The sequence below is a fragment of the Actinoplanes sp. CA-131856 genome (assembly GCF_050956135.1).
In the GTDB taxonomy this organism is placed as follows: domain Bacteria; phylum Actinomycetota; class Actinomycetes; order Mycobacteriales; family Micromonosporaceae; genus Actinoplanes.
Map to the genome: position 1 here is coordinate 354,314 of NZ_CP191849.1, position 25,522 is coordinate 379,835.

General features: G+C 71.2%; 29 protein-coding genes. 16 read left to right on the forward strand and 13 right to left on the reverse strand.

Features of this window, described 5'->3' with window-relative positions:
• Positions 1-65: 65 nt before the first annotated feature.
• Genes ACQP2X_RS01660 through ACQP2X_RS01670 form a run of 3 tightly spaced genes read left to right on the forward strand, consistent with a single transcriptional unit; the run spans position 66 to position 1,884 of the window.
• Entirely contained in the window at positions 66-635 is a 570-nt protein-coding gene (locus tag ACQP2X_RS01660) for a TetR/AcrR family transcriptional regulator (RefSeq protein ID WP_498693885.1), read from the forward strand.
• Positions 632-1,546, forward strand: a complete 915-nt coding sequence (locus ACQP2X_RS01665; RefSeq protein ID WP_498693887.1) for an MFS transporter — start codon at positions 632-634, stop codon at positions 1,544-1,546. The genes ACQP2X_RS01660 and ACQP2X_RS01665 overlap by 4 nt, the downstream gene beginning before the upstream one ends.
• The gene (locus ACQP2X_RS01670; RefSeq protein WP_498693888.1) at positions 1,537-1,884 is read left to right on the forward strand and encodes an MFS transporter; all 348 of its coding nucleotides are present in this window, start codon (positions 1,537-1,539) and stop codon (positions 1,882-1,884) included. The genes ACQP2X_RS01665 and ACQP2X_RS01670 overlap by 10 nt, the downstream gene beginning before the upstream one ends.
• A gap of 622 nt (positions 1,885-2,506) precedes the next feature.
• Here ACQP2X_RS01670 and ACQP2X_RS01675 read toward each other — a convergent pair.
• The 3 genes from ACQP2X_RS01675 to ku are packed head-to-tail and all read right to left on the reverse strand — an operon-like array spanning position 2,507 to position 5,214.
• Entirely contained in the window at positions 2,507-3,784 is a 1,278-nt protein-coding gene (locus ACQP2X_RS01675; protein ID WP_498693889.1) for an MFS transporter, read from the reverse strand.
• Positions 3,785-3,821: 37 nt separating this feature from the next.
• Positions 3,822-4,310 carry an NUDIX domain-containing protein gene (locus tag ACQP2X_RS01680; protein WP_498693891.1) on the reverse strand — a complete coding sequence of 163 codons (489 nt, stop codon included), beginning with the start codon at positions 4,308-4,310 and terminating at the stop codon, positions 3,822-3,824.
• A 13-nt stretch (positions 4,311-4,323) separates the two neighbouring features.
• Positions 4,324-5,214 (reverse strand): non-homologous end joining protein Ku, encoded by an 891-nt coding sequence (gene ku / locus ACQP2X_RS01685; protein WP_498693892.1) that lies wholly within the window; start codon positions 5,212-5,214, stop codon positions 4,324-4,326.
• Between the two features lie 72 nt (positions 5,215-5,286).
• Here ku and ligD (ACQP2X_RS01690) point away from each other — a divergent pair, with 72 nt between their 5' ends.
• The 4 genes from ligD (ACQP2X_RS01690) to ACQP2X_RS01705 are packed head-to-tail and all read left to right on the forward strand — an operon-like array spanning position 5,287 to position 8,031.
• A complete protein-coding gene (gene ligD / locus ACQP2X_RS01690) occupies positions 5,287-6,237 on the forward strand; it encodes a non-homologous end-joining DNA ligase (protein WP_498700769.1) in 951 nt (316 codons plus the stop codon).
• Entirely contained in the window at positions 6,227-7,135 is a 909-nt protein-coding gene (ligD, locus tag ACQP2X_RS01695) for a non-homologous end-joining DNA ligase (RefSeq protein WP_498693894.1), read from the forward strand. The genes ligD (ACQP2X_RS01690) and ligD (ACQP2X_RS01695) overlap by 11 nt, the downstream gene beginning before the upstream one ends.
• Before the next feature lie 33 nt (positions 7,136-7,168).
• Positions 7,169-7,513 (forward strand): PadR family transcriptional regulator, encoded by a 345-nt coding sequence (locus tag ACQP2X_RS01700; RefSeq protein WP_498656520.1) that lies wholly within the window; start codon positions 7,169-7,171, stop codon positions 7,511-7,513.
• The gene (locus tag ACQP2X_RS01705) at positions 7,510-8,031 is read left to right on the forward strand and encodes an HAAS signaling domain-containing protein (RefSeq protein WP_498693895.1); all 522 of its coding nucleotides are present in this window, start codon (positions 7,510-7,512) and stop codon (positions 8,029-8,031) included. The genes ACQP2X_RS01700 and ACQP2X_RS01705 overlap by 4 nt, the downstream gene beginning before the upstream one ends.
• Here ACQP2X_RS01705 and ACQP2X_RS01710 read toward each other — a convergent pair.
• The 3 genes from ACQP2X_RS01710 to ACQP2X_RS01720 form a co-directional block, all read right to left on the reverse strand.
• Positions 8,021-8,647 (reverse strand): maleylpyruvate isomerase family mycothiol-dependent enzyme, encoded by a 627-nt coding sequence (locus ACQP2X_RS01710; RefSeq protein WP_498693896.1) that lies wholly within the window; start codon positions 8,645-8,647, stop codon positions 8,021-8,023. The genes ACQP2X_RS01705 and ACQP2X_RS01710 overlap by 11 nt on opposite strands.
• Before the next feature lie 36 nt (positions 8,648-8,683).
• The gene (locus ACQP2X_RS01715; RefSeq protein ID WP_498656523.1) at positions 8,684-10,345 is read right to left on the reverse strand and encodes a DNA repair helicase XPB; all 1,662 of its coding nucleotides are present in this window, start codon (positions 10,343-10,345) and stop codon (positions 8,684-8,686) included.
• A 105-nt stretch (positions 10,346-10,450) separates the two neighbouring features.
• On the reverse strand, positions 10,451-12,880 hold the full coding sequence (locus tag ACQP2X_RS01720; RefSeq protein ID WP_498693898.1) for a helicase-associated domain-containing protein: 2,430 nt from the start codon (positions 12,878-12,880) through the stop codon (positions 10,451-10,453).
• Between the two features lie 95 nt (positions 12,881-12,975).
• On the opposite strand from ACQP2X_RS01720, the gene ACQP2X_RS01725 reads away from it, so the two are divergent.
• From ACQP2X_RS01725 to ACQP2X_RS01735, 3 genes are all read left to right on the forward strand, one after another.
• Positions 12,976-13,179 (forward strand): hypothetical protein, encoded by a 204-nt coding sequence (locus tag ACQP2X_RS01725; RefSeq protein WP_498693899.1) that lies wholly within the window; start codon positions 12,976-12,978, stop codon positions 13,177-13,179.
• A gap of 26 nt (positions 13,180-13,205) precedes the next feature.
• On the forward strand, positions 13,206-13,799 hold the full coding sequence (locus ACQP2X_RS01730) for an HAD family hydrolase (protein WP_498693900.1): 594 nt from the start codon (positions 13,206-13,208) through the stop codon (positions 13,797-13,799).
• A gap of 132 nt (positions 13,800-13,931) precedes the next feature.
• The gene (locus tag ACQP2X_RS01735) at positions 13,932-14,318 is read left to right on the forward strand and encodes a cold-shock protein (protein WP_498693901.1); all 387 of its coding nucleotides are present in this window, start codon (positions 13,932-13,934) and stop codon (positions 14,316-14,318) included.
• 123 nt (positions 14,319-14,441) lie between these two features.
• Here the strand turns inward: ACQP2X_RS01735 and ACQP2X_RS01740 are convergent, their stop codons facing one another.
• The 3 genes from ACQP2X_RS01740 to ACQP2X_RS01750 form a co-directional block, all read right to left on the reverse strand.
• Complete coding sequence (locus tag ACQP2X_RS01740; protein WP_498693903.1) at positions 14,442-15,251, reverse strand: 1,4-dihydroxy-6-naphtoate synthase; 810 nt, start codon at positions 15,249-15,251, stop codon at positions 14,442-14,444.
• 137 nt (positions 15,252-15,388) lie between these two features.
• The gene (locus ACQP2X_RS01745) at positions 15,389-16,015 is read right to left on the reverse strand and encodes a futalosine hydrolase (RefSeq protein WP_498693905.1); all 627 of its coding nucleotides are present in this window, start codon (positions 16,013-16,015) and stop codon (positions 15,389-15,391) included.
• Between the two features lie 16 nt (positions 16,016-16,031).
• The gene (locus ACQP2X_RS01750) at positions 16,032-17,846 is read right to left on the reverse strand and encodes an MFS transporter (RefSeq protein ID WP_498693908.1); all 1,815 of its coding nucleotides are present in this window, start codon (positions 17,844-17,846) and stop codon (positions 16,032-16,034) included.
• Between the two features lie 53 nt (positions 17,847-17,899).
• Here ACQP2X_RS01750 and ACQP2X_RS01755 point away from each other — a divergent pair, with 53 nt between their 5' ends.
• Positions 17,900-18,772 (forward strand): DUF3027 domain-containing protein, encoded by an 873-nt coding sequence (locus ACQP2X_RS01755; RefSeq protein WP_498661483.1) that lies wholly within the window; start codon positions 17,900-17,902, stop codon positions 18,770-18,772.
• Here the strand turns inward: ACQP2X_RS01755 and ACQP2X_RS01760 are convergent.
• Complete coding sequence (locus ACQP2X_RS01760; RefSeq protein WP_498693909.1) at positions 18,769-19,017, reverse strand: DUF2530 domain-containing protein; 249 nt, start codon at positions 19,015-19,017, stop codon at positions 18,769-18,771. The two genes, ACQP2X_RS01755 and ACQP2X_RS01760, sit on opposite strands and share 4 nt — an antisense overlap.
• Before the next feature lie 131 nt (positions 19,018-19,148).
• Here ACQP2X_RS01760 and ACQP2X_RS01765 point away from each other — a divergent pair, with 131 nt between their 5' ends.
• From ACQP2X_RS01765 to ACQP2X_RS01780, 4 genes are all read left to right on the forward strand, one after another.
• Complete coding sequence (locus ACQP2X_RS01765; protein WP_498693910.1) at positions 19,149-20,546, forward strand: NCS2 family permease; 1,398 nt, start codon at positions 19,149-19,151, stop codon at positions 20,544-20,546.
• Between the two features lie 61 nt (positions 20,547-20,607).
• A complete protein-coding gene (locus tag ACQP2X_RS01770) occupies positions 20,608-21,054 on the forward strand; it encodes a MarR family winged helix-turn-helix transcriptional regulator (protein ID WP_097328429.1) in 447 nt (148 codons plus the stop codon).
• A 70-nt stretch (positions 21,055-21,124) separates the two neighbouring features.
• Complete coding sequence (locus ACQP2X_RS01775) at positions 21,125-22,429, forward strand: MFS transporter (protein ID WP_498693911.1); 1,305 nt, start codon at positions 21,125-21,127, stop codon at positions 22,427-22,429.
• Positions 22,430-22,500: 71 nt separating this feature from the next.
• Complete coding sequence (locus ACQP2X_RS01780) at positions 22,501-22,950, forward strand: hypothetical protein (protein ID WP_498693913.1); 450 nt, start codon at positions 22,501-22,503, stop codon at positions 22,948-22,950.
• On the opposite strand, the gene ACQP2X_RS01785 is transcribed toward ACQP2X_RS01780, so the two are convergent.
• A complete protein-coding gene (locus ACQP2X_RS01785; RefSeq protein ID WP_498693914.1) occupies positions 22,947-23,276 on the reverse strand; it encodes a hypothetical protein in 330 nt (109 codons plus the stop codon). The two genes, ACQP2X_RS01780 and ACQP2X_RS01785, sit on opposite strands and share 4 nt — an antisense overlap.
• A 44-nt stretch (positions 23,277-23,320) precedes the next feature.
• Between ACQP2X_RS01785 and ACQP2X_RS01790 the strand changes: the two genes are divergently transcribed.
• Positions 23,321-23,908: a TetR/AcrR family transcriptional regulator gene (locus ACQP2X_RS01790; protein WP_498693915.1), complete on the forward strand. Its 588-nt coding sequence runs from the start codon at positions 23,321-23,323 to the stop codon at positions 23,906-23,908.
• Here ACQP2X_RS01790 and thpR read toward each other — a convergent pair.
• On the reverse strand, positions 23,889-24,419 hold the full coding sequence (thpR, locus tag ACQP2X_RS01795) for an RNA 2',3'-cyclic phosphodiesterase (RefSeq protein ID WP_498700771.1): 531 nt from the start codon (positions 24,417-24,419) through the stop codon (positions 23,889-23,891). The genes ACQP2X_RS01790 and thpR overlap by 20 nt on opposite strands.
• Positions 24,368-25,459, reverse strand: a complete 1,092-nt coding sequence (sepH, locus tag ACQP2X_RS01800; protein ID WP_498693917.1) for a septation protein SepH — start codon at positions 25,457-25,459, stop codon at positions 24,368-24,370. The genes thpR and sepH overlap by 52 nt, the downstream gene beginning before the upstream one ends.
• Between the last annotated feature and the right edge of the window lie 63 nt (positions 25,460-25,522).

A 25,522-nucleotide genomic window follows, 5' to 3' on the forward strand; every position in this document is an offset into this window, starting at 1 on the left:
CTATCCAGGGTTCTATGTACGATCGTACGCATGGCTGTCATGCGCGTCATTCCGGAAGTGCGACGATGACCACGGTGCCCGCGGCACGCTCGCCGCGCCGCTACGACCCCGAGCGCAAGAGCCGCATCATCGACGCGACGATCGAGGTGATCGCCGACCACGGCGTCGCCGGCACCACCAGCCGCCGCATCGCGGCCGCGGCCGACGTGCCGCTGGGATCGATCACCTATCACTTCGACAGCGTCGACGACCTGCTCGCGCAGGCCTTCCGCCGGCTCTCCGACCAGATGTCGCCCCGCTACGAGGCGCACTTCGCCGACGTGAGCGACCTGGAGGGCTTCGCCGACGCGGTGGCCGACCTGATCAACGGCGACGCCGGCGGCACCGCGCGGGACTGGGTGGTGTCGTACGAGCTCTATCTCGCCGCGCTGCGCGATCCGGCGCTGCGCAGCGTGACCGAGGCGTGGATGCGCAGGTCGAGGACCGTGCTCGAGCGTTTCATCGACCCGGTGACAGCTCGCGGCGTCGACGCGCTGATCGAGGGGCTCGTCATGCACCGGACCCTGTCCACGGCCCCCTTCGACCGTGCGGAGACCCGCGCGGTCGTCCGCCGGTTCCTCGGGGTCGCCGAATGACCAGCACCACCGCCGCCACCCCGGAGGTGCGGGCGGCGACCCGCGCCGTCTATCTGGCCTTCATCTTCGCCGGCGTCGCGGCCGCGAGCTGGGCCTCACGCATTCCGCAGGTCCGTGACGAGCTCGGCCTCAGCCCGTCGCGTCTCGGCCTGGTGCTGCTCGCGCTGGCCGCCGGCTCGATCGTGTCGCTGCTGCTCGCGGGCCAGATCGTGTCGCACTTCGGTTCGCGGCGAACGGTCGGCGCGATGGGCGCGGTCCTGGGCGTCGCCATGCTCGGCGTCTCCTTCGGATATCTGCACGGCGTGTGGGCCGTGGTCGCGTCCCTGTTCGTCTTCGGCTTCGCGAACGGCGCCTGGGACGTCGGCATGAACGTGCAGGGCGCGATCGTCGAGCGCCGCCTCGGCAAGGCGATCATGCCGCGCTTCCACGCCGGTTTCAGCGTGGGTACGGTGGCGGGCGCACTGGTCGGTGCGGCAGCCGTGGCTCTCGACATTTCGGTCACCCTGCATCTGGCGATCACGGCGGTGGTCATCGCCGTCGTGGTCGTTTTCTCCGTTCGTGCTTTCGGCCCCGACGACGACGGCCCCGAGCCGGTAGTCACCCCTTCCGATCCGACGATGGTGGGATCGACCGCTCCCGTCACCACGCAGAGTCGCCTCTCCCGAGCCCTGGCTACCTGGCGTGAGCCCCGCACGATCCTGGTCGGCGTCTTCGTCCTGGCCTTCGCCTTCACCGAGGGTGCCGGCATCGACTGGATCAGCGTCTCGATGATCGACAGCCACGGCTCCTCGGCGGCCGTCGGCACACTGGCCTTCGCCGTCTTCCTGGCCGCGATGACGGCCGGGCGCTGGTTCGGTCCGCCGCTGCTCGACCGCTACGGCCGAGTGCCGTGGTCCGGGTCTTGGCCGTGATCTCCCTGGTCGGGCTGGCTCTCTACATCCTCGGCCCGAGCACGCCGGTCGCCTTCGTGGGCGCCCTGTTCTGGGGCTTGGGCGCGTCGCTGGGCTTCCCGGTCGGCATGAGCGCCGCCGCCGACGACCCGTCCCACGCGGCCGCCCGGGTCAGCGTGGTCGCCTCGATCGGTTACTGCGCGTTCCTGGGCGGCCCACCGTTGATCGGCTTCCTCGGCGACCACGTCACGGTCAAGAACGCCTTGGTAGCGGTAGCCGTGCTACTCGTCGTGTCGATCACTCTGGCCGGCGCGGTCAAGCCATTGCCGGGCTCGGCCGACGACAAACCACAACATTAAGTACGAATCCACGAACGGCACCGAGGAGCTAGGGCCGGGTCCGTGCGACTCACCCTCCTCGCCCGGCTGCCGGGCTGTCCTGCATGGCGCTTCGGGCTCGCCCGCTTCGCCGGGAATTGCGCCAAATGAATCTCCCACCGCGGTTCCGATGGCTCTCCCGTCCGGCGATCCGCCGGGCCTTCTCGAGAGCGATGACGCGCTCCCTGCGAACGGCCGGTGGAGCACGCCCTCGCCGCCGGCCCGACACCGCGCCGGTCACCAGGGCCGCCGGCCCGACACCGCGCCGGTCACCAGGGCCGCCGGCCCGACACCGCGCCGGTCACCAGGGCCGCCGGCCCGACACCGCGCCGGTCACCAGGGCCGCCGGGCCGACACCGCGCCGGTCACCAGGGCCGCCGGGCCGACACCGCGCCGGTCACCAGGGCCGCCGGGCCGACACCGCGCCGGTCACCAGGGCCGCCGGGCCGACACCGCGCCGGTCACCAGGGCCGCCGGGCCGACACCGCGCCGGTCACCAGCGGCGCGGTCGCCTTGCGCGGGTTGTCCAGCACGAGAGACGGGCGCACCGAACCGGGCACGTTCGATCAGGCTCGGCCGGCGGCGCCGAGCCTTGAACGAGGCCCTAAGAGGTGGTGGAGCGGGCGGCTGCGGCCGCGGCCCACGCCTCGTCGGCGGCCTTCTTCAAGGCCATGCCGTCCTTTCCGTCATAGCGGAGGAAACGGGGGAGGGCTATGGCCAGGGCGGCCGTTCCCACCACGCAGAGGACGCCGCCCACCCAGATCGAACCGGTGACGCCCAGGCGGGTGCGGGCCATGGCGCCGGAGCGCAGCTGGCCCAGCAACGGGCCCGTGGTGTAGCTCAGCATCTCGATGCCGGCCAGGCGGCCCCTCAGGTGGTCGGGGATGGTCTGGCTCCAGATGATGGCCCGGAAGATGCCGGAGATCATGTCGGCCGCGCCCGCGAAGGCCAGGCAGAACAGGGTGAGCCAGAGGGTGTTCGACAAGCCCACGCCGATGATGCCGACGCCCCACAGGGCGGCCGCGATCACCACCATCAGGCCGTGGCGGTGGACCCGGGCGGTCCAGCGGCTGCCCAGCGTGGCCAGCAGCGAGCCGACCGCGGGAGCCGCGTAGAGCAGGCCCAGCACGCGTGGGCCGCCCAGCTGGGTGGCCAGGAACGGGTACAGGGCCTGCGGCATGCCGAAGAACATGGCGTTGATGTCGACCAGATAGGTGCCCAGCAGCTCGGGGCGGGAGCGGGCGTAGCGCAGGCCCGTCACCACCGCCCGCAGCGACGGGCGGTCGGCGTCCGGTGGCGGGGGCACCGCCCGCACCAGGGTCAGGCAGGTGAGCGACACCACGAACGTGAGCAGGTCGAAGGCGTACACCCAAGAAAGATCGACCGAGGCGATCAGGAGGCCGGCCAGGGCGGGGCCGCCGAGCTGGGCGATCTGCATGCCGAGCGACTGCAGCGCCATGGTCGCGGGGATCTCCTCGGGGCGCACCAGGCGGGGGACCATCGCCTCCAGGGCCGGGCGTTGCAGGCCGTCGACCGTGGCTGTCAGCGCCGCCACCACGTAGAGCAGCCACAGGTGCGGCGACGAGGAAAGAGCGTTGATCAGCAGTACGGCGGTGAGCGCGGCCAGGGCGAACTCGCCGCCCCGGACCAGCAGGCGGCGGTCGACGTAGTCGGCCAGCGCGCCGCCCACGAACGCCATGACCAGGAGCGGGACCAGCTCGCAGACGCCCAGCAGGCCGACCATGAGGGGATCGTTCGTGAGGTGCGCGACCTGGAACGGGATGGTGACGTACGTGATGAAGGATCCGAAGCCGGACACGGTGCCGCCCGCGAAGACCAGGCGGTAGTCGCGGGACGTGCGCAGCGGCGTGAGGTCGAGCACCCGCGGATCGTGCCCGACGAGGGTGCCTAGGCGCGACTCATTTCAGGACGAGGCGGCCGGTGGCCTGGAACGAGGCCAGGTCGGCCAGCGTCTCGTCGATCACGAAGGACTTGGGGCCGGGCAGCGCGTCGAGCGCGAAGAAGCCGGCGTCGACCGACTCCTCGGTCTCGCGCAGCAACTCACCCTCCCAGGTGTCGATCTTGAACGACATGAGGATCTGCTGGTACGTGTGCCCGTAGTCGTTCGTGTACGTGTACGCCGTGTAGAACGCGAACGGCGTCAGGGAGGTCGCCCGCAGGCCGGTCTCCTCCCACACCTCGCGGATCGCGCACTCCTCCATGCTCTCGCCGAGCTCCATCGCGCCGGCCGGGATGGCCCAGCGGTGGTTGTCGGACCGCTGGATGAGCAGCAGCCTGTTCTGATCGTCGATGATCACGCCGCGCGCCCCCACGAACAGGATCGTGTCGGTGTCGCCCACGCTCGCGCGTACCTTGCCCAGATAAGACTCGTCCCACGTCAGTGCCACGGGGCAACTTTAATCATGCGGACTTCTTGGCCGCCTTCTTCGCAGGTGTGGCCTTCTTCGCTGCGGGCGCCTTCTTCGCAGCTGGGGTGGCCTTCTTCTTCGGAGCGGCCGGTGCCGCTTTCTCACCACGGGCGGCCTTGGCCCGCTCGACCGAGGCCTTCAGGGCGGCCATCAGGTCGACCGCGGCGGCCGGGGCCTCCTCGGTCTCCTCCGGCTGCACCACCTCGCGGCCCTCGACCTTGGCGTCGATGACCTCCTGGAGGGCGGCCCGGTAGTTGTCGGTGAACTCCTCGGCCTTGAAGCTGCCGGCCATCGAGTCGATCAGGGACGACGCCATGGCCAGCTCGGCCGGCCGGGTCTCGATGTCCTCGTCGAGGAAGCCGAAGTCGGGGGTGCGCACCTCGTCGGGCCAGAGCATGGTGTTCAGCACCAGCACGCCCTCGTGGACCCGCAGGGTGGCCAGCTGCTCGCGCTGGCGCAGCGCGATCTTGACGACGGCGACCCGGTCGGCGTCCTGCAAGGCGTCACGCAAGAGGACGTACGGCTTGGCCGCCTGCCCTTCCGGCTCGAGGTAGTACGTCTTGGCGAACAGGATCGGGTCGATCTGCTCGGCCGGCACGAACTCCAGCACGTCGATGGCCCGTGACGTGGTCAGCGGCAGGTCGGCGAAGTCCTCGTCGGTCAGGATGACCATCTCGCCGCCGCCGATGTCGTAGCCCTTGGCGATGTCGTCGTAGCTGACCACCTCGCCGTCGATCGAGCAGGTGCGCTGATATTTGATCCGGCCGCCGTCGGTGCGGTGCACCTGGTGGAACCGGATGTCCTTCTCCTCGGTCGCCGAGTAAAGCTTCACGGCGATGGACACCAGACCGAAGGAGACGGCGCCCTTCCAGATCGCTCTCATGAGAACCCCCTGATCAGAATGGCATCAGTGAGACGCCTGCGTAAGGTGTTCGGCTCTGCCTATGGTGATCGGGTGCCCGGTGCGCCGCTGTCTCCCATGCTCGCCACCGCCGGTGCGCTGCCGGCCGGGCCGGGGTGGAGCTATGAGTTCAAGTGGGACGGTGTCCGCGTTCTCGCGCTCTTCGCCGGGGGTCCACCCGTCCTGTTCGCGCGGTCCGGCGCCGTGGTCACGGCCGCCTATCCGGAGATCGCCGGCCTGCACCTGCCCGAGGGGACGCTGCTCGACGGCGAGATGGTGGTGCTCGACGCGAAGGGCCGGCCGTCGTTCACCGCGCTGGCCGAGCGCATGCACGTCCGCGACAGTTCCAAGGCGGCCCGTCTGGCGGTGACGGCGCCGGTGACGTACATGATCTTCGATCTTCTTTATCACGACGGCCTGGACTACACCGGTCTGCCCTATCTGGCCCGCCGGGAGAAGCTCGAAGAGCTCGATCTGGCCGGGCCGTGCTGGATGGTGCCGCCGTCGTTCGGCGACGGGCCGGCGACCGAGGCCGCGGCGAAGGAGAACAGCCTCGAGGGCGTGGTCGCCAAGCGCGTCGACTCGGTCTATCTGCCCGGCACGCGGTCTCCGGACTGGGTCAAGATCAAATTCGACCGTACGGGCGACTACGTGATCGGTGGCTGGCGGGCCGGCGCCCGCAAGCTCGGGGGACTGCTCGTGGGCGTGCCGACGCCCGACGGGCTCGCCTTCAGGGGCCGGGTCGGCGGCGGCATCGGCGCCGTCGCCGAGAAGGAGCTGCTGTCCCGGTTGGAGCCGCTCGCCACGAAATCCTCCCCATTCGTGCCGGGTGCGGTGCCGCGCGAGGATTCGCGAGGGGCGCACTGGGTACGACCGGAGCTGGTGGTGGAGATCCGCTACGGCAACCGGACGCCGGACGGGCGCTTGCGCTTTCCCCGGTTCCTGCGGTTGCGTGACGACAAGACGCCGCAGGAGTGCGCGGAGGAGGACGAGGATGGCCGGTGACCGGCTCCCGGTCTCGATCGACGGCCGTGACCTGGAGCTCTCCAACCTCGACAAGGTGATGTACCCGGCCGCCGGGTTCACCAAGGGCGAGGTCATCGACTACTACTCGCGGATCGCGCCGGTGATGCTCCCGCACCTGGCCGGGCGGGCGGTCACCCGCATCCGCTTTCCGAACGGCGTCGACGGCGCCCATTTCTTCGAGAAGAACAAGCCCGGGGGTACGCCTGATTGGGTGCGCCTGGAGACACTCCCCGTTCCCGGGTCGACCAAGAGCCGCGAGACCATCGACTTCGTCGTGGTCGACGAGCTGGCGACCCTGGTCTGGCTGGCCAACCTGGCCGCGCTCGAACTGCACACGCCGCAGTGGAAGGTCGGCGAGAACCCCGACCTGCTCGTGGTCGACCTCGATCCCGGGGCGCCGGCCGGTCTGCGGGAGTGCTGCGCGGTGGCGGTGCTGATGCGTGATCGCCTGGCCGAGGACGGCGTCGAGGCGTGGCCCAAGACCTCCGGCAAGAAGGGCATGCAGCTCTGCTGCCCGATCTCGGGGACGCAGGATTCGGAGGCCGTGTCGGCGTACGCCAAGAAAGTCGCCGAAGAGCTGGCGGCGATGGTCCCCGGCTCGATCACCGCCAAGATGGCGAAAGCCATCCGTCCCGGAAAGATCTTCATCGACTGGAGCCAGAACGCCGCGGCCAAGACCACCGTGACCCCCTACTCGCTGCGGGCCCAGGAGCAGCCGACCGCCTCCACGCCGCTGCTGTGGGGCGAGGTCGAGGCCATCGCCACCGGCGACGAGGAGCCGCGGCAATTTCGGGCGGACGAGGTGCTGGAACGGGTCGAGGAGCACGGTGACCTGCTCGAAGGCCTGTTGCGCGAGGGGCCCGTGCTGCCGGCGTAGACCTACTTGGTGTCGCAAGGTACCGTGTGCCGCATGGGAGATGTCTCGCAGTTGGCGACCGGGCTGCGGCGGGGGACGCTCGAGTTCTGCGTGCTGGCGATGGTGGAGTTCGAGGACAGGTACGGCAACGAGATCGTCCGGCGGCTCGGTGAGGAGCCCAATCTGGCCGCCGGCGAGGGGACGATCTATCCGTTGCTCTCGCGCTTGCGCCGGTCGGGTTGGCTGGAGAGCAAGTGGGTCGAGTCGCCGACCGGGCCGCCGCGGCGCTACTACGGGCTGACCATGGCCGGGCGGTCCGCGCTCGAGCACTTCCGCAGCGAATGGGTTTCCTTCCGACAGACCGTGGACCGACTCGTGGGAACCGGTGAGGCCGCATGAAGACCAACCACAGCGACGTCGTCGCCGAATATCTGCGCGAGGTCGACCAGCGACTGGCCGGGCTGCCCGTGCTCCAGCGCCGCGAGCTGCTGGCCGACCTGGCCGCGCACATCGCCACCGAGCGCGACGAGCGCAACCTGGCCTCCGAGGGCGAGGTCATCGAGGTGCTCGAGCGGCTCGGCAGCCCGGAGGCGATCGCGGCCGCCGCGCACGAGGAGGCCGGCACCCGGCCGCGCCCGCCGCAGACGGCCTATCCGCATTTCTCGCCGCCGCCGCAGGGGTTCTATCCGCCGCCGACACCTCCGGTCAGGCGGCGTTCGACCAACTGGGCCCTGATCGGGCTGGTGGCCGGCGGGGCGATCGTGGTGCTCTTCGTGTTGTGCGGCTTCTTCGCGCTCTCGGGAGGCCGCGACAGCGCGCCGGAGCCGGCCGAGCTGGAGGCCCCGCCGGCGCCCACGGCCACGGCCACGGCCACCGTCGACCCCGTGGACCCGCCCGCGCCCACGATCACCGGCTGATCCGCGCGATCAGGTCGGAGGCGCCGGGGCCGGAGAGCGCCGCCGTGGCCGCCTCGCGGCCGCAGCAGGTCAGCAGGATGGCTGACATGGGGCCCTGGACGCCCAAACCCGAGCCCCAGGTCCAGTCGGTGTCGGTGGCCGTGAGCCGGAAGCCCGCCGCCGCGCGGGCCGACGGCAACGGGGGCGGCCAGCGCATCGACAACAGCCGGGTGGCCGCCACCGCCGCCGCGTCCGGTGGCATGTCGTGGCGGCGCCCGAGCGGCAGCGCGATGTCCTGTGTGTGCACGAGCAGGTCGGTCAGCGTCTCGATCCTGGTGACGCCGATCGTGTGGCGGTGACGGGGCGCGGTCTCCCTGATCTCGGCCACGATCTGCGCCGGCGCCCGGTCGGCGGCCCGTCGCCGGGCCGCCTCACGGGTCGTGCGGGCCATGCTGCCCCGCCACTGCAGCGCCACGCCGACCAGGCCGGCGAGGCCCAGCTGCTGCATCGTCATGTGGGCGGCGACGTCGTGGACCGTCCAGCTCCGGCACAGCGACGGCCGGCTCCACTCCTCGGGCGCGAGCGAGTCGAGCAGGTCGGCCAGGGCGAGGCGCTCAGCGACGATGACGTCCCACATGAGGTCACGCTAGGGCCGCTCAGTCCAAGAACACCATCAGTCGATCTGGGGCAGCGGCGGCCCGAGGACGTCGTCGGCGTCGACGATCGTGTAGGCGTAGCCCTGCTCGGCCAGGAAGCGCTGGCGGTGGGCCGCGTACTCGGTGTCGATCGTGTCGCGGGAGACCACCGAGTAGAAGTGGGCCTGGCGGCCGTCCGCCTTCGGCCGCAGCACCCGGCCCAGACGCTGGGCCTCCTCCTGGCGGGAGCCGAACGTGCCCGACACCTGGATGGCCACCGCCGCCTCGGGCAGGTCGATGGAGAAGTTGCCGACCTTGGAGAGGACCAGCGCGCGCAGCTCACCGGCGCGGAAGGCGTCGAAGAGGCGCTCGCGCTCCTTGTTCGTGGTCGAGCCCTGCACGATCGGGGCGTCCAGATATTCGCCCAGCTCGTGCAGCTGGTCGATGTACGCGCCGATGACCAGCACCTGCTCGTCGGCGTGCTTCTCGACCAGGGCCCGCACCACCGGCAGTTTGGTGCGCGCGGTGGCGGCCACGCGGTATCGCTCCTCGGCCTCCGTGACGGCGTACGACATCCTCTCGGCCTCGGTGAGAGTGACCCGGACCTCGACGCACTCGGCGGGCGCGATCCAGCCCTGCGACTCGATGTCCTTCCACGGCGCGTCGTAGCGCTTCGGGCCGATCAGCGAGAAGACGTCGCCCTCGCGGCCGTCCTCACGGACCAGTGTGGCCGTGAGGCCGAGCCGGCGGCGGGCCTGGAGGTCGGCCGTGAAACGGAAGATCGGGGCCGGGAGCAGGTGGACCTCGTCGTAGATGACCAGGCCCCAGTCGCGGGCGCCGAACAGGTCGAGATGGGTGAAGGCGCCACCCCGGCGCGAGGTCAGCACCTGATAGGTGGCGATGGTGACGGCGCGGATCTCCTTGCGCTCGCCGCTGTACTCGCCGATCTCCTCCTCGGTCAGCGAGGTGCGGGCGATCAGCTCACGCTTCCACTGCCGGCCGGCCACCGTGTTGGTGACCAGGATCAGCGTGGTCGCCTTGGCCGTGGCCATCGCGGCCGCGCCGACCAGCGTCTTTCCGGCCCCGCAGGGCAGCACGACCACGCCCGAGCCGCCGGCCCAGAAACCGTCGACCGCTTCCTGCTGGTACGACCGCAGGGTCCAGCCGTCCTCGGCCAGGTTGATCTCGTGGGCCTCGCCGTCGACGTACCCGGCCAGGTCTTCGGCCGGCCAGCCGAGCTTGAGCAGCGCCTGCTTGAGGCGGCCGCGCTCGGACGGATGGACCACGATGGTCTCGTCGTCGATCTTCGCGCCGAGCATGCCGGCCAGCTTCTTCGACTTGGCCACCTCGATCAGCACGATCTTGTCGAGACCGCGCAGGACGAGCCCGTTGTTGGGGTCGTTCACCAGCTGCAGGCGCCCGTAGCGGTCCATCGTCTCGGCCACGTCGACCAGCAGCGCGTTCGGCACCGGGTAGCGCGAGAACTTGATCAGGGAGTCGACCACGCTCTCGGCGTCGTGACCGGCGGCGCGGGCGTTCCACAGGCCGAGCGGGGTCAGCCGGTACGTGTGTACGTGCTCGGGCGAGCGCTCCAGCTCGGCGAACGGGGCGATCGCCATCCGGCAGGCCTGCGCGTCCGGGTGGTCGACCTCGAGGAGAAGTGTCTTGTCGGATTGAACGATCAGCGGTCCGCCGCTCACGTGCACACCCTCCGAAGAGCAAACAACGACCCTCCAGTCTGACACGCGTTGAGTGGTACGCGGGCCGCACCGTTGTCGGACATCGGGGGAGTGCGGCCCGCTTCACTACTCCTGCTCGGGCACCGCCGCGGTTATCCGGTGCAGCGCGAAGGTGTGCAGCGTCTCGGTGCGCTCGTCCTCGGCCCGCAGATATCCGGCGCTCAGCGAGACGGGCTTGACCAGCCGCGACAGAGTCGCTCCGTGGGAGTCGACATAACCCACCCAGACCCGTGCTTTTTCCCGTACGGCTTGTTGCAGCACCGCCATGGCCTGCCCGTGCTGCTGCACGGGAGTCAGTCCCGGCGTGCCCTGGCCGTTGGCCGCGCGCACGCCGGCCGGCGCCCGCCGCGCGGCCCGGGTCGCGATGTCGCCCCGGCGGATCTGCTCCACCACCCCGGCCAGCCGCGGTCCGGCCAGCGACGGTGGACCGGCGTGCTCGGCCGCCCGCGCCGCCACCGACGTGCGGGTCGGCGCGCGCCGGACCTTCGGCCGCGACAGCACGGCCGCCCCGCCCGCGTCCTCGGCCACCGGGGCGAACCCGGCGTCGCGCAGCCCGCCCAGCAGCCGCGCCACCTGCAACGGGCTGACCAGCACGGTCGGCGCGATCTGGCGCAGGCCCAGCGGGGCCAGCCGCTTGTCGGTCAGCACCTCGGCGATCAGCGCCTCGTCGTCGCTGCGCAGATAGGACCCGGCCGACCCGGCGCGCAGGCCGCCGTGCTTCCGGGCGGCGTCGTCGATCATGTAGGTCAGCGTCTGCGGCACCGGGGTCCGCGACCGCCGCCGGAACAGCGCGTGCAGGTCGGCGGCGGTGTAGCCGACGTCGAGGGCACGCCGCACGCTGGCCGTGGTCACCCGGAAGACGCTGGCGCCACCGGCCGACTCGGGCTCGGCCACCACGTCGAGCTCGGCCGCCAGCTCGGGCTCGGGCGGGCCCGGCACGACCACCGACAGGTCGGCCTGCACCAGCACGTGGTCGACCGGGGCCGGCAGCAGCTCGTCCAGGGCGCGGACACCGTCGCCCGGCGCCTCGGCCGAGCTGGCCGGCCGCACCCCCAGCGGGTCACTGTCGTCGATGTCCGGATCTTCGAGCAACAGGCGGCCGTACGAGGTGATGGCGCCCAGCGCGGTCACTCCCAGCAGAGCCGCGCCGCTCAGCGCGTCGCGGTGGGTCGCCTCGCGGCCGCGGGCGCGGCGCGGACTCTGCCAGGCCAGCAGGCCGAGCACCTCGTCGACGGCCGGCACCGTGCCCGGCTTGAGGTCGGTCAGCACGAGCAGGGCCTCATGACGGGCCTGCGGCGCGCCGGCCCGCTCGGCGTCCGGGGCCAGCGCGTTGATCGGCCGGTCCCGCTCGTCGCGCTGCCCCACCAGGCCCGGTTGCCGGGTCATCATGAGCCAGGCCCGGGCCAGCGCGGTCCAGCGCTGCGCGATGCTGAGCGCGCGCCACAGGTCGTACGCCCCGGTGGGCAGGAAGATCTCGTCGACCGGTCCGGTCGCGCGGCTCACCGTGACCGAGCGGCCCGACCCGGCCACGTCGCTCTCACCGAGCAGCCCCGCCGCGTACGCGATCTCCAGCAGCAGCGCCGCGCCCGGCTCGTCCAGGCCGGCCCCGCGCGCCAGACGCTTCAGATCCCGTACGCCGAGACCGCCCGCCCGCAGAACGGGAGCGGGCTCGGCCGCGAGCGCCTCCAGGAGCGCCTCGGTGCTGCGGACGGCCTCCATCACCTGGCCCGCGCCGGCCGAGTCGACCGACTTGGGGTCACGGGCCGTGCCCTCGGGCAGCGGCGGGAACGGCCGCATCGGGCCCAGCGGCCCGGTCTCGCGACGGAGCAGCAGGCCGACCTCGCGCGGCAGCTCGACCAGTTCGCCGTCGGGGCGCGGGGAACGCCCGGCCTCGCTGATCGGCACCAGGACGTGCTGATCGACCAGCCACTGCACCGGCTCGGCTCGGGAGCTGCGGCCCAGCGCGCCGATCGGTGGGCCCTCGGCCAGGCGATCGAGTACGGCCCGGGCCGCGGGCGGGGCGGCGAGGACCGTACGCCGCAATTTGGCCTTGTCCGCGCAGAGCGCGGCGGTCTGTGGGTCGAGGAAGTCGGCCGGGCGGCCCAGACCGGCCGGATAGGGCGAGGTGACCTCGTCCACGGCGCCGGTCACCTCGAGCGCGTCCTCGGGGCCGTGCAGCAGGAAGCGGACGCGGAGGCGGTCGATCGCGACGCGGACGTCGTCGGCGGCCACCCCGGTGGCCAGCTCGATGATGGCGCCGGCCGAGGTGAGAGCCGTCTCGGCCGAGCGGGTCAGCCGGGCGGCGTCGAGGATCTGCAGGGTGAACTCGTCCAGGCCGTCCAGGCAGCGGGCGACCGAGCCCCGGGACTGAGCGCGGACGGCCAGGGCGGAGACGTCGGCGGGAACGGGCACGACGAGGTCGGGGCGCAGCTGAATGAGCGCGCTCAGCGCCTCGTCGGTGAGCGACCGGAGTTGATCGGCGAATGTGGTGGCCATCGTGTTCAACGCTAGCCGTCGTGGGACGATATTGAAGGGACCAGCCCAGCGGGCTGGCTCACTACCTCTCGTTGTGACGCTTAAGGGGAAGACCAGTGGCCGCTCAGAACAAGTTGCCGGGTACCGCCGTCGAGGGTGGCGCCGGTTCGCGCCAGACCAAGTCGGCCGCTCCGCAGGGCCACATGGACGTCTCCGAGATCCTGTCCGACCGGGCCGCCGCGCCGTCCCCGTTCGGTGACGACCAGACCTTCCCGCTGCCGGTGAACCGCCTCAAGTACATCCCGTCGACCCCCGCGTGAGGCCGGCGGTCGGTTTCGATCTGGACATGACCCTGATCGACTCCCGGCCGGGGATCCGCGCCGCCTACCAGGCGCTGACCAGGAAGACCGGCGTTCCCGTGGACGCCGATCTGGTGGTCACACGTCTCGGCCCGCCGTTGCGGACCGAGCTGCGTCACTGGTTCCCCGAGGAGCAGATCGAGGAGACGGTCACCACCTATCGCGAGCTCTACGCCCAGTACGCGATCACGCCGACCGTGCCCATGCCAGGCGCGGTCGAGGCGCTGGAAGCCGTACGGGAAAAAGGTCTGCGGGTCGTCGTGGTGACCTCGAAGCTGGGCCGGCTGGCGATGCTGCACCTCGACCACCTCGGCCTGGTCGCCGACGAACTGGCCGGCGACCTTTTCGCCGAGGGCAAGGCGGCCGCGGTGACCGAGCACGGCGTGCGCTGGTATGTCGGCGATCACATCGGCGACATGGTGGCGGCGCGGACGGCCGGGGTGCCCGGCATCGGCGTGGCCACCGGACCGTGCACCCCCGATGAGTTGACAGCGGCCGGCGCCGCGTACGTTCTCCCCGACCTCAATGGGTTCCCGGCGCTCCTGCGTGAGATTGCAGTTGGGTCCGGGCCCACCGCTTAAGTAGCCTTGCGTCGAGCGGTTGTTTCCATTTGAGGGTTATTCACGACCGACCTTGAGCTCCGCTGAGCCGCAGCATGATCACTTGGTCTCCGCCGTCGTGAATAATCCTCATTAGTGAAGTTGAGGTCAGCGGTGCCCACGGGTCGAGTGAAGTGGTACGACGCGGCGAAGGGATTCGGCTTCGTCACCAGCGATGAGGGCGGCGACGTGTTCCTGCCCAAGGGCGCGCTGCCGGCCGATGTGGCCGAGTTGAAAACGGGACAGCGGGTCGACTTCGGCCTGGTGGACAGCCGACGCGGCCCGCAGGCGATGGGCGTCAAACTGATCGACGCCCCGCCGTCGCTGTCCGAACTCCGCCGCCGCCCGGCGGAGGAGCTGCACAGCATGGTCGAAGACATGATCAAGGTGCTGGAGTCGCAGGTACAGCCCGGGCTGAGCCGCGGGCGGTACCCGGACAAGCGCACCGCGCAGAAGATCGCGCAGCTGGTCCACGCGGTCGCCAAGGAATTCGAGGCGTGATCCGCAAGCGCCGCCGGTGAGATGGCATTCGGTTTCTGGCGGCCGCGGGGTTTGCGGACGGCGGAAACTGACTGCCATCTCACCGGTTACAAGGCGCTTGCCCGCGGAGCGAAGCGAAGCCAGTTAGCTCAGCTTCACGGCCGGCGTAAGACCCGCCGCCGCCGCACGCTGCAACAGGGCGTCGGCGGCGGCGAGTCCGTCTTTGCCCAGTTCCAGCGTGAACTCGTTCACGTAGAGATTGATGTGCTGCTGGACGACGTCCGGCTCCATCTCCTGCGCGTTCTCGAGGATGAACTCGCGGCTCGCGTCCGGGTTGGCCCAGGCCATGCTCACCGAGTTGCGGATCCACTCGGTGGCCTCGGCCGGGTCGACGGCGCCCTTGCGGGCCAGGATCGCGCCCAGCGGAATCGGCAGGCCGGTGTCGGACTCCCACCACTCGCCGAGGTCGACGATCGAGGTCAGGCCGTAGCGCTGATAGGTGAAGCGGGCCTCGTGGATGACCAGGCCGGCGTCGTACGTCCCGTCGGCCACCCCCGGCATGATCTGGTGGAACGGCACGACCTCGATCCGGGCCGGCTGGTTGTCGGCCGCCCACAGGCGGAACAGCAGGTAGGCGGTGGTCCGGTCGCCCGGAACGGCGACGGTCTTGCCGGTGAGGTCCTCGTTGCCGTCCTTCGTGAGGACGAGCGGGCCGCAACCGCGGCCGAGGGCGCCGCCGGTGAGCAGCAGGTCGTAGTCGTCGAGGAGCCACGGCAGGGCCGCGTAGCTCACCTTGACCAGATCGAACTCGCCCCGCTCGGCCGCCGTGTTTGTCACATCGACGTCGGCGAAGGTCAGGTTGACCTCCGGTGCGCCGGGGATGAGCCCGTGCACGAGGGCGTGAAAGACGAACGTGTCGTTGGGACACGGCGAAACCGCGAGTGAAAGCGCCACGACGTCCACGCTAAACGCGGGACCGGTGGACGACGGTGCACGACGCCTGTTCGCAATCCCACACTCAGCGCCACATGTCCCTCACGCTCGTGCTTCGCGACCCGAGCGGCAAGCGTCACAGATCGTTGCCCACAGCGTTATCCACAGGTTGTCCACAAGGCGGCGGAAGCTGTGGACAAGGCGGCGAAGGCGTCCTTGAGCCGCCAGGCGGCGCGGTCACGAGGCCCGATCGGGTTCGAGATCGTGCGCAACTCGGCGAAGGGTGTGTCTCCGGCCGCGATGGCCACACCGAAGCCCTCCATGGCCTCGGCCACGGCGTCGGGGAAGGCGGCGGCGAGGCGGTCGGCGGTGGCGGAGGTGCCGGTGACCGTGCTGAGGGTGAGGATGTCGCCGGTGACGGCGTGGGGGAGGGCGGTGGCCAGCGTCGTGAACAGCTCAGGGTCGGCGGGGTGGCGGCTGGTGCCGAAGCCGAGGTCCTCGATGGGCAGGAAGCCGGTGGGGGATTCGGCGCCCAGGTCGGCGCAGATGCTCCGGACGCCCAGGACGGTGGAGCCGACGGGGGCCCGGCCGGGGAAGCCGCCGGCGATCCCGGCCGAGATGACGGCGCGGAAGTGGCCGGTGGCCAGCAGGCGGGCCGTGGCGGCGGCGGCCGCGGCGGGGCCGGCACCGACCGGCTCGACCACGACGTGGGCGGGGTCGGCACCGGCCCGGACGGCTTCGGCTTCGGCGGCGACCGCGGTGACCACGAGCAGCGGAGATGTCATGCGGTGATTGTCGGGGTCAGCGGTTGTCGAAGTCGTCGTCGGGTGGCGCCGCGCCGTTGGTGGGGTGGTCGGCGGAGGACGGGCGGTAGACGTGGAAGCCGGGCGGGGCGGCCGCGGGCTGCGGCGCCGGCGGCTCGGGGCTGGGCGACGGCGGCGAGGGCGGTGAGGGCGGCGGCGTGGCGGGCTTGTCCTTGCCTCGGCCGAACCAGCGCTTCTTGCCGGCCTGGGTATCGATCCTGGTGGCGGGTTCGACGCGGGTGGCCGGGTCAGGGTCGGCTCGGCGGCCGCGCGGGGCCGCCGGGGAGTTCGGCCGGGTGTGCTCGGGGATGGTGGGCGCGTCCGGCCAGGGATCGGTGGGCTCGGACGACCGCCTGAAACCGGCTGGGGCGGCGGAGGCTGAGCGGGGATCGGTGGGGGCCGAGCTGGGGGCGGTGGTGGCGGCTGCGGGCTCGGGGGTGGGGTCGGGGTCGCCGGCTCGGCCGCTCAGGCGTTCGTTGTGGAGGCGGGCGGCCACGAAGCCGGCTCGGGCGGCCGCGGCCACGGCCAGGAGGGCGGCCAAGGCCACGCCCACGCGGCCGGGCAGGGGGATCAGGCCTATGCCGCCGCCCAGGACCCAGGCGATCATCAGGACGGTTTCGGAGTGGGAGAAGGCGCTTGCTCGCAGGCGTTCCGGGACCCGTTCCTGGATGGTGGCGTCGACCGCCAGCTTGGCTATGCCGCTGAAGATGGCGACCGTCAGGGCCAGCAGCGTGACCGTGGCCAGGCTGTAGAAGAGGGTGGCCAGGACGCCGGCGCCCGCCGTGATCATCAGGCCGGCCGACTGGAGGGCCAGCGGGCGGCGGATGCGCAGGCGGGTGCCGACGGCCGTGGACAGGAAGGTGCCGATGGCCAGGGCGCCGCCGATCACGCCGACCGCGCCCTTGTTGCCGATGTCGTTGCCCAGGACCGTCGTGTCCAGGTCGTTCGCCATGATGACGAAGGCCAGGAAGAGCAGGGTGAAGCCGTAGAGCAGGCGCAGGCTGGCGCTGCCGATCAGGGTGGAGATCACCAGCTGGCCGGCCAGCGGCCTGTCTTCGCCCCGGCCCAGGCGCAGCATCGCGCGCCACGGGCGTGGCACGGCCTCGGGCGGGTCGGAGTCGGCGCGTGGGGGCAGGCGCAGGGAGATCACCATGCCGACGATGAAGAGGATCGCCGCCACGCGCAGGGGCCACTGTGGGCCGATCTTGAAGGCGAGCAGGCCCAGGGGAGCCACCACCGCCCCCGCGAATGTGCCGTAGACGCTGGCCCGGGCGCCGACCTGGGACAGCCCGACGCCCTCGGGGAGGAGCCTGGGGACCGCGGCCGAGCGTGCTACGCCGTACGCCCGGGACAGCGCAAGCACCCCGAAAGCCGCCGGATAGAGACCCCAGCCGAACAGGTGGTCGGAGATCACGTAGGCCAGGAAGGCGCGGCCCAGCATGGTGACCGCCAGCGCGTAGCGGCGCCCGTGCCGGAAATGGTCGAGCAGCGGGCCGACCACGGGCGCGAGCAGGGCGAACGGGACCATCGTGATCAGCAGGTAGAGGGCGACCCGGCTGCGGGCCTCGCCGAGCGGGACGTCGAAGAAGATCGTGCCGGCCAGGCCGATCGCGATCAGCGTGTCGCCCGCGCAGGAGATGGCGTGCAGGTCGAAGAGGCGGATCATGCCGGCCTCGTTGGCCGCGCCCTTGGCCCGGGCCGTGCCGACCCTCCTGGTCGCCCACGCCCCGCCGCGCACGGAGCCGCGCACCAGCAGGCGGGCGGCCTTGATGCCGGAGCCGACGGTGCGCCCGAGAGAGGGAAGCACAGGCATGGGTTCCATCCTGACTGATCGAGGCCAGTGCTGTCCCGTTCCGTGAGCGCGCAATCCGGGGGAGTCGTTGCGGATCAACCGCACCGGTAGGGGACAATGGATACGTGACGACTCGGACCACCACACGCGCCGCCCGACTCGACCAAGTTTGTGCCGATGCGGTCGGTGTGGCGCGCGGCGCAATCACCGAGGTGGATCCCGAGGACGTCGGGGAACACCTGGAAGCGATCGCCGAGGGCGATCGCGTGGTGACCCACTTCTTCGAGAGCCACCTGGCGGGCTACCGGGGCTGGCGCTGGGCCGTCACGGTGACCCGCGTGCCGCGCAGCCGGCATGTCACGGTCTGCGAGACCGTGCTGCTGCCCGGCCCCGACGCGCTGCTCGCCCCGGGCTGGGTGCCGTGGAACGAGCGGGTGCAGCCGGGCGACCTCGGCGTCGGCGACCTCATGCCGACCGCGCCCGACGACGAGCGGCTCGCGCAGGGCTACGTGCTCAGCGACGACCCCGCGGTCGAGGAGGTCAGCTGGGAGCTCGGCCTCGGCCGGTCCCGGGTGATGTCCCGCGAGGGGCGGATCGAGACGGCACAGAGGTGGTACGACGGCGAGTCCGGCCCGGAGGCGCCGATCTCGGTGGCCGCGCCCCGCAACGCCCGCTGCGGCACCTGCGGGTTCTACCTGCCGCTGGCCGGGTCGCTGCGCACGATGTTCGGTGTCTGCGGCAACCTCTACGCGCCCGACGACAGCCGCGCGGTGAGCGCCGACCACGGCTGCGGCGCCCACTCGGAGGCCCTGCTGGGCACGGCCGAGCAGCCGGTCGAGGAGCTGCCGACGGTCTACGACGACAGCGAGGTCGAGTCGGTCGCGGTGAGCCGCGGTCACGGCTCGGTCGAGGAAGCGGAGCCGGCCGAGGAGCTCGGCCACAGCTAGGAAGTGACTCTGAACTCCGCGTGAGTGATCGACCGGCGCCGCTTGCGGTGCCGGTCGTGCACGATCATCGTGATCAGGCCCGGGATGCCGACCAGGAAGCCCGCGACGCAGATCTCCAGCCACCTGTCCGGCCCGTCGGCCAGCCACACGATCAGGGCGGCGATGGCGAAACCGGCCAGGCCGGCGAGCGCGAAGGGGACCATGGGTGGGTCCAGCGGCTCGACCGGGGGCTTGCGTTCAGTCACTTCGCCAGGATAAGTGCGCGGAGATCACCGGTGGGGTCTTGTGACCGGGCCGACACCGTTTCGTTTTTGCGCTGGTCATTGTTGCTGAGAGCATGACCTCCGAACATCGTCGATGATCGGAAAGGCCACGCATGATCACCGCTTTCGACCGCTTCTTCGAGATCTCGGCCCGGGGTTCGACGCTGGGGCGCGAGATCCGCGGTGGCCTGGCCACCTTCTTCACGATGGCCTACATCGTCGTGCTGAACCCGCTGATCCTCGGCGGCGGTGTCGACGGCGACAACAAGACGCTGCCGATCGCGGCTCTGGCCGCGGGCACGGCCCTGGTCGCCGGTGTGATGACCATCCTGATGGGTGTGGTCGCCCGGTTCCCGCTGGCGCTGGCCGCCGGCCTCGGCGTGAACGCCCTGGTGGCGTACGAGATCGCTCCGGAAATGACCTGGGCCGACGCGATGGGCCTGGTCGTCATCGAGGGTGTCCTGATCGCGATCCTGGTGCTCACCGGGCTGCGGACGCTGGTCTTCCGGGCCGTGCCGACGCAGCTCAAGACGGCGATCGGCGTGGGCATCGGCCTGTTCCTGATGATCGTCGGCCTGGTCGACGCGGGCTTCGTGCGCCGGGTGCCGGACGCGGCGAACTCGACGGTGCCGGTGGAACTCGGCATCGGCGGCAAGCTGGCCGGCTGGCCCACCTTCGTCTTCGTGATCGGCCTGCTCTTCACGCTGATCCTGTTCGTGCGCAAGGTGCGCGGCGCCATCCTCATCGGCATCCTCGGCAGCACCGTGCTGGCGATCATCGTGGAGGCGATCGCCCACCCGACGACCTGGTCGCTGAACGTGCCCAAGCTGCCCGAGAAGATCGTCAGCTCGCCCGACTTCTCGCTGATCGGCCACTTCAACGTGCTCGACTCGTGGTCGCGGGCCGGCTGGCTCGTCGTGATCATGTTCATCTTCAGCCTGCTGATCACCGACTTCTTCGACACGATGGGCACCATGGTCGCGGTCGGCCAGGAGGGCGACCTGCTAGACGCCGACGGCAACCCGCCGCGGACGCGGGAGATCCTGCTCGTCGACTCGGTGGCGGCGGCCGCCGGTGGCGCGGCCAGCGTCTCCAGCAACACCTCGTACATCGAGAGCGCGGCCGGTGTCGGCGAGGGCGCGCGCACCGGCGCCGCCAACCTGGTCACCGGCGCGCTCTTCCTGCTCGCGATGTTCCTGTCGCCGCTGGTCTCGGTGGTGCCGTTCGAGGCGGCGTCGACCGCCCTGGTGGTGGTCGGCTTCCTGATGATCCTGTCGATCCGGCAGATCGACTGGACCGACTACACGATCGCCATCCCGGCCTTCCTCACGATCACCTTCATGCCGTTCACGTACTCGATCTCCAACGGCATCGGGGCGGGCGTCATCTCGTACGTCGTCCTGAAGATCGCGACCGGCCGGGCCCGCGAGATCCACCCGATCCTTTACGGCGTCGCGGCCCTGTTCGTCCTGTACTTCTTGAGGGGCCCGCTGGAGAGCTGGGTCCTGTAACAACGGTTACACGGGAAATCAATGTCGTTAGCCAAGCTCATTAGCTAGGCTAAGAATCGTGATGGAGTGGCCGGTGGCGGCTGATCAAGGCACAGCGCAGGAGCTGGCCAAGACGCTGCGTGAGGCGATCCAGCGGCTGAGCCGGCGCGTCCGGCAGGCCCGCCCGATCGGCGATCTGACGACCAGTCAGTTGTCCGCGCTGACCAGCTTGCAGCTGGCCGGGGCGCTGACTCCTCGTGAGCTCGCCGATGTCGAGCGGGTCCAGCCGCCGACGATGACCAAGATCGTCGGCAAGCTGGAGGACCGGGGTCTGGTGGTGCGTTCCCCGCACCCGACCGACGGGCGCCAGGTGATCCTGGCCCCCACGGAACAGGGCCGGGCGGTCTTCGCCCAGTTCGAGAAGGCCCGCAACGAGTGGCTGGCGTCCCAGCTGGCCGAGCTCACCGAGGAGGAACAGGAGACGCTGGCCCAGGCCACGCGGATCCTGCAACGGCTCGCGCAAGCCTGACCGGTCCGGTTCGGCGCGCTGCTTCGTCACGTGACGATGACGCGTACGACCGAACAGGAGGCACCACCCAGTGCGGTCAGTGCTCAACACCACCTTCCGGTCCCTGAAGGTTCGCAACTACCGGCTGTTCACGGTCGGCCAGCTCGTCAAGCTCGTGGGCGTCTGGATGATGTTCACCGCGCAGGACTGGCTCGTCCTCGACCTGTCGAACAACTCACCGGGCGCCCTCGGAGCCGTGACCGCCCTCCAGTTCCTGCCCGTCCTCCTGCTCACCCTGTGGGGCGGCAAGCTCGCCGACCGCTACGACAAGCGCAAGTTGCTCGTCGCGGCAAACGCCGTCTTCGCGGCCACCGCGATCGTCTTCGCCATCCTGGTCGCCTCCGGGCACGTCGAGCTCTGGCACGTGTTCCTGTTCGCCGGGCTCTTCGGCATCGCCAACTCCATCGAGACCCCGGTACGCCAGTCGTTCGTCTCCGAACTGGTCGAGATGCCGCTGCTGCCGAACGCGCTGGCCCTGTCCGCGGCCACCTTCAACACCGCCCGCGTGGGCGGTCCCGCCTTGGCCGGCGTGGCCCTGGCGATCTTCGGCACCGGGCCGGTCTTCCTGATCGCGACCGCGCTGTCGATCGCGCCGGTGTTCAGCTACACCGCGATGCGCGCGCACGAGCTGCTGCGCTCCGCCCCGCCCGGCAAGAAGGACACCCGGATTCTGGACGGCTTGAAGTACGCCTACCGCCGCCCCGACCTCATGGTGCCGATCTGCCTCATGGCCGTCATCGGCATGATCGGCTTCAACTTCCCGGTCACCCTGGCCGCCCTCGCGAAAATCAACTTCAACGCCGGGGCGTCCTCGTTCGGCCTGCTCACCACGGCGCTCGCGGCCGGATCGCTCTGCGGGGCCCTGGCCGGCAGCGCCCGCCGCAAGCGGCCCAGCGTCTACCTCGTCATCGGCGCGGCCCTGATCTTCAGCGTGCTCGAGTTCGCGGTCGGCTTCACGCCCAACTTCGTGGTCGCGATGATCGTGCTCTTCCCGACCGGCTTCTTCTCGATCTTCCTGGCCCAGGCGGCCAACCACCGGGTGCAGATGGGCGTCGACCCGAAGTTCCGGGGCCGGGTCATGGCGCTCTACGTGCTGGTCTTCCTCGGCACCACCCCGATCGGGGCCTCCCTGGCCGGTTGGTGGGGCGAGCGGTACGGGGTGGCGTCGAGCATCTGGGTGGCCGGCATCATCTGCTTCGTGGCGTCGGCCGTGGCCCTGGTCTGGCAGCTGCGCAGCAGCGGGGAGCGGCTCGAGATGACGTTGCGGCCCCGGCCGCGCCTCACGCTGGTGCCACCGGCCGAGGAGTCGGAGCCGGCCCTCGCGCGAGCCGCCTGACGGGTATTTGGCAGGAGAAGTCCGCCGAACGGGTATTCCAGTTCGGGGCGCATCCGACTTAGCGTCTTCTGGTGGCCCTCGTGCACATTGCTGTGCTCACGGCGGCCCTCGTCGTTCTGATCTCCGTCCCGTACGCGGTGGCGGCAGCGATCCGGCGCGACGAGGCCCGTCGGCGGCGAGACGCGGCCCGAAACTCCCCCGAGGGCCGCGACCTGCACCTTCTCGACCGCCATCTGCAGCGCAACGACCCCGTCGTGGCGCTGGCCGGGCGTGGCCCGGCCCCGATCGAGCAGCTCGCCGTCGACCTGCGCCGGCTCCACCGCGAGCAGCGCGGCGGCCTGTCGCTCGGTTCCCGGAAGTGGACGGCGGCGGTGCTGACGGCGTACGACGAGCGGCTCTGCATGGCTTGCGAGTGCCTAGGCGTACGGGAGAACCTTCGCCCGTTGGAGGGCTTCGACCGCGAGTTGGAGCGGGTCCGCGTCGAGAGCGAGCTCGAGGCAGCCGGGTTGGAGCTGCGCTAAGCCGTTGCTCTGCTTCGGGTCAGGACGATGGCCAGCGTCAGCGCGATGACGGCGCCGGCCAGGCTCGGCAGGCCGAGTTCGGACCGGACGGCGTACGACGCCACGGAGGCGGCCAGGACGCCGGTGGAGTAGGCGAAGGCCACCGGCAGGGCGACCATCGCCTGCCGGGCGGGCAGGGCGGCCGCCACGGCCAGCGCGGCGATCAGGATGAGGTCGGGCACCAGGAAGAGGTTGTCGGCCTGCCAGGAGTCGTGCAGGAAGAGGAAGACGAAGGTCGTGAGGCTGAGGACGGCCGCGACGAGGCGGCTCAACGTGAGGAGACGCATGTCTACAGTGTAGACGCCGCTGTCTACACCGTAGACTGTCGATCATGGCGTTGACTCCTCCGGCTATCGCGCGGGCCACCCTGGCGCTGGGTGACCGGCACGGCGCGAGCGCGATGTCGATGCGCCGGATCGCGGCCGACCTGGGATGCGATCCCATGGCGATTTACCGGCACTTTCCCAACCGGCAGGCGCTGCTCGACGCGGTGGCCGACCTCGCTGTGGACGAGGTCGCGGCGCCGGCCGGGAGCGAGCCGTGGGACCAGCGGATCCGGGCGGTGCTGACAGGGGTCCGCTCGGCCGCTCTGCGCCATCCGGGCATCGCCGGGCACATCGCCTCCCGGCCGCCGCTCGGGCCGGCCGGGCTCAGGCTCGCCGCTGTCATCATGGCGGCGCTCGCCGAGGCTGGTCTGAGCCCCGCCGACGTGGTCAAGGCGTCTCAGGCGCTGATCGCCTACTCGGCCGCCGGGCTCCGTATGGCGGTCGAGGCCGGGGAGCCGGACGAGCGCTGGCGCCAGGTCAACGAGGCGCTGAAGGGCGAGGCGCCGGTGGTCGGCTCCGAGGAGCAGTTCGACTACGGTCTGCGTCTGCTGATCAATGGCATCCGGATGGAGGCTACAGCGGCCAGGAGCTGATTTTCTCGTACTGGCCGTTGTGGCTCAGGACCAGCGAGAACTCGCTCACCGGCCATGGCGCGCCCACGTAGTTGCCCAGGGCTTTCCGCAGCGGGCCGTCGGCGTGGTACGAGACCGTCAGATGGGGATGGAACGGGCGGTCCTCCAGCTGATAGCCGGCCTCGGCCAGGTCGTCCCGGACGCTTTCCTGCAGCGCCGTGAGCTTCTCCCGGTCGCCCTCGACGCCCAGCCACTCGGCCTTGCCGAAACGGCCGCTGCCGGCCAGGCGCAGCGTGAACGGGCCGGGGGAACGCACCGCGGCCAGCACCGCGGCGATTGGGTCCGGTGACGGCACGTCGCCCAGGAAGGCCAACGTGACGTGCCACTTGGCGGTCGGCGAGACCCGGCCGCTGCTGGGCAGGGCGCGTCGGAGGGAGTGAAGCTCGCCGGGCGGAGGGAAGACCGCGACGAAGAGACGGTTCAGGACGACTCGCGGGCCGCGGGCCCGCCGCCGAAGAGGACGTCGTCCCAGCTCGGGAGGCGCTTGCGCGGTTTCGCCTCGTCGGCCTCGGCGGACGCCTGCTGGCCGCCGCTCTGCTGGCCGACCGTGCGCCGCGGGCGCAGGACGGCCAGTGACGGGACGGCCGGAACCTCCTTGGGGAGGTCGGAGTCTTCGTCGAAGGCCGAGCCGGAACCGCCGCCGAGCAGGGCCGCGGCGCCACCGGCGACCGGGCGGCGCTGCTCGGCCGGGCCACTGTCGAGGCTGCGGCCGGGCGTCTGGCCCAGCGGGCGGTCGAGCGAGGCGAGCAGGGCGTCGCGGCCGGCGCGGATCGGGTCGCGGGCCGGGCGCTGCGCGGGTGTCTCGGCCGCGGGCAGGCCGTGGCCGCCGCGGGTGGGCTCGGTGGACCGGGACGGGCCGGGCAGCCCGTGACCGCCCCGCTCGGTGAAGGCGCGCTCGGGCGCGGGCTCCTGGCCCAGGATCTGGGTCGGGCGCTCGGCGCACAGATATTGCGCCATGTCGTCGTGGGGCGAGACGACCTGGCGTCCCTTGTCGAGGTCCCAGATGGCCTGGGCCGTGGCCTTGCCGGACGGCCAGGTGGCGACGATGCGCCACGTGCCGTCCTCGCGGCGGAACGCGTCCCACGAGATCTTCTCGGTGTCGATGCCGTGCTGGGCCAGGCGGCTGTCGACCACCTCGGCCAGCGGGGCGCCGGAGTCCGACGTCTTCAAGCGGGTGCGGCGCGCATGCTGCGCCAGCATGGCGCGCTCCTGGAGCACCGGGCCCGCGTAGCGCAGCACGCGGTCGACCGGGACACCGGCGATGCGCGCCACGTCCTCGGCGGACTCGCCCTGACGGATGCGGGCCTGGATGTCACGCGGCGAGAGCGAGGCCTGCTGCGCCTCGGGCGCCATGACGGCCACGGCCGTGCCTGCGGGGGCGGCGTGGCCCTCGTGGGTGAGTGCACCGTGGACCCGGTCGTCGATGGGGAGAGCCAGGAGCCGGCCGACCTCGTCGGCGAGCACCATGGCCTGACCGTCCTCGGAGAGGGCGACGAAGCGTACCGGCCGCATGCGTTGCCTCCGTCCCGTCGCATTGGCTCTTGGCCCGTGCTCCCGAGACTCAGCCACCCGGGC